The sequence below is a fragment of the Geobacillus sp. DSP4a genome (assembly GCF_013096875.1).
GTDB classification, from domain to species: Bacteria; Bacillota; Bacilli; order Bacillales; family Anoxybacillaceae; genus Geobacillus; species Geobacillus thermophilus.
This window is the reverse complement of record NZ_SDLD01000096.1, coordinates 1-2,926: the sequence shown is the minus strand read 5'-3', so window position 1 is coordinate 2,926 and position 2,926 is coordinate 1. Positions and strand designations below refer to the sequence as shown.

The 2,926-nt window shown below is 40.9% G+C and carries 2 protein-coding genes and 1 pseudogene; all 3 read left to right on the top strand.

Annotated elements, in window-relative coordinates; genetic code table 11:
* The first annotated feature begins 462 nt into the window (after positions 1–462).
* A complete protein-coding gene (locus ETC02_RS16375) occupies positions 463–1,020 on the top strand; it encodes a hypothetical protein (protein ID WP_171698429.1) in 558 nt (185 codons plus the stop codon).
* A gap of 248 nt (positions 1,021–1,268) precedes the next feature.
* Entirely contained in the window at positions 1,269–2,123 is an 855-nt protein-coding gene (locus ETC02_RS16370; RefSeq protein ID WP_094239315.1) for an Rpn family recombination-promoting nuclease/putative transposase, read from the top strand.
* Between the two features lie 170 nt (positions 2,124–2,293).
* Positions 2,294–2,641, top strand: a pseudogene (locus ETC02_RS16365) (ATP-binding protein); the annotation flags it as partial.
* Positions 2,642–2,926 lie beyond the last annotated feature (285 nt).

Genomic DNA, 2,926 nt, shown 5'->3' with positions numbered 1-2,926 from the left:
AGAAACATTCGCGCAGTCGTTTTGCATCGCAAGAAGCATCGTTTCCACACTGACGAAACACGAAAAAAACGTGTGGGATTCGTTATGTCTTCTGTTGGCAGGCGAAACGATCGATCGAGTTCTTTCCGCTACCTAGGGCATTTTCTATGACCGAAATGCCCTATTTGTGCTGGGCTTTTTTATACACTAGCACTGGGGTGAATAGTTACTATGCGCGAATTTTGGTCGAGCTAGCCAAAAGCGAAGGGGTCCATATATTAGTAAATTCCCATAGTCCATATTTTATCGAAGCTCTTAAAGTTTATAGTGACCAAAAGGGGCTTGAAGAGGATATGAAATTTTATCATGCCCAAAAAATTAGCACGTCTTCATCTGTCATTCGAGATGTTACGAATCAGCTCGAGGAAGTTTTTCAGTTATTGACAGAACCTTTTCACCGATTAGAAGAGGAGACATTGCAGGATGATGAAGATAGATGAGTTAAAAGACCTATTACAAAGCAAATACAGAGAATTTTTTCAATCCATCGAGGACATCAGCAGGGATGATCAAAATAACGAAAGTCTTTGTTCTTCTCCATTTGTTTGTTTAGCATTTGATAATGCTGTTCAAGATTTGGCAAGCAAAAAGGGGGAAGATGCATTAAAATCCCCCGACCTTCTTCATATTCAAGATAATCAATTGCTTTTTGTAGAGTTTAAGAACGGCAAAATTGATAAAAAAGAACGGCAAAGCCTTAGACTGAAGGCAATCGAGGGGCCTTTTATAGGTCTATATGAAATGATAAAAGAACATAATCCTTCTATATCATTTCATGACATCGTCAAAATAGATAAAGTATATTACGTTGTGTACAATGAGGAAAAAAATCCTCGGAAAAGAACAGCTGGGTTACAAAGACATTTGGAAGGGCAACAAATTCGTTTTTCTTTAAAAAAATATAAAGGTACTTTTATGAAGGATGTGAAAACAATATGTGCAACCGTATTTTTAGAATCTGTTGTTTCGAAGTGGAAATAGATGAAGAGTGTCTATGATTGATTAAAAGTTTAGTAGTTTTCATCATCGATGGTGCTAGGGTTGGTGCCTGTCACCGCCCGGAATTTGTTGTGCAGCGTGCCTGTCACGCCCCGATATATGTCGAGATTTGTAGAAACAGAGGGTCATAGATTGGCTCTCTGCTTTTGTTTAAAAAATTCATTCCCAAGCAGGAATTTGGTTCGTTTTGTCGAAAAAGTATGTAAAATTTTTGGAGGTGAGGTAAATGTATGGCCGTCGATCACGACCGCTTGTTTAAAGAGCTCATCACAACGTTTTTTGAAGACTTTATTCTTCTCTTTTTCCCGCAAGTGCACGAGCATATTGATTTTCACCATTTATCATTTTTATCTGAAGAACTGTTCACGGACGTGACCGCTGGGGAAAAATATCGCGTTGATTTGTTAGTGGAAACGAAGCTAAAAGGGGAAGACGGTTTAATTATCGTCCATATCGAAAACCAAAGCTACGTTCAACCATCGTTTCCAGAGCGTATGTTTATTTACTTCAGCCGCTTGTTTGAAAAATACCGCACGAACATCGTTCCGATTGCCGTCTTCAGCTACGATACAATCCGCGACGAACCATCTTCATTTACGCTTCGACTTCCATTTGGGAACATACTCCACTTCCGTTTTTTCACCGTCGAGCTACGCAAACAAAACTGGCGTCATTATATTCGCAACGACAACCCGATCGCCGCTGCGCTGTTAAGCAAAATGGGGTATACTGAAAGTGAACGAATTGAATTGAAAAAACAATTTTTACGCATGCTTGTGCGCATGGAATTAGACGAAGCAAAGCAACGATTGTTAATCGGCTTTTTCGAAACATATGTGCAACTGTCGGATGAAGAAGAACAACAATTACGAAACGAGGTGAACAAGATGGAAACGAAAGAAAAAGAACAAGTGCTCGAATTGTTAATTTCGTATGAGCAAAAAGGATTAAAAGAGGGTGTAAAAAAAGGATTACAACAAGAAAAGCGACAAATTGCGAAAAAGATGTTGGTAAAAGGGTACGACATCCAAACGATTCACGAATTAACCGAACTGCCGATTGAAGAGATTGAAAAATTGAAATAAGGGTGTGATTGTGATGTTTAACAGAGAGCCATCGATTGCCCCTCTGTCATTTTTTTAAAGTGGTATGTAGCAGTAAGGCGGTATTTAGCAAATATGAGGATTTAGCGAGGGGAAGGAAACGATGTGCGCAATGCGGGTCTCGGTGCCGCATAGCCCCGCTACCATAGGGTTTGGTGCCTGTCACCGCCCAAAATTATTCCGCTTCATCGGTTTCTTTAATTGGCGGGGGAACGCACCCAAAGCCTGGCGAGGTGTCGCTGGCACATCGCGGTGTTTTGTTTCTCGATGAAATGGCGGAATTTGCGAAAAAGACGCTGGATATGCTTCGCCAGCCGTTAGAGACGGGGAAAGTGACGATTAGCCGTATTTCGTCGACGGTGACATATCCCGCGGACTTTATTTTGCTTGGGGCGATGAATCCGTGTCCGTGTGGATATTTAGGCTCAAGAACGCGCTATTGCACATGTAGTCCGAAACAAATTCAAGCGTATCGAAATCGTGTTTCCGGGCCGATTTATCTTAATTAGGCGAGAAGACTCCCACTTCAACGAAGCGAAGCGGAGTAAGTGGGAGATGAATCGCCTTAACTATATTTTGCTGAAAATAGGATAGATTCAGTAAAATATAGTATAATATAGTTAGATGGGAGGTGAAAAAATGTATTTTTGTATCAAACGTAACTATTCACCCCAGTGCTAGTGTATAAAAAAGCCCAGCACAAATAGGGCATTTCGGTCATAGAAAATGCCCTAGGTAGCGGAAAGAACTCGATCGATCGTTTCGCCTGCCAACAGAAGACATAA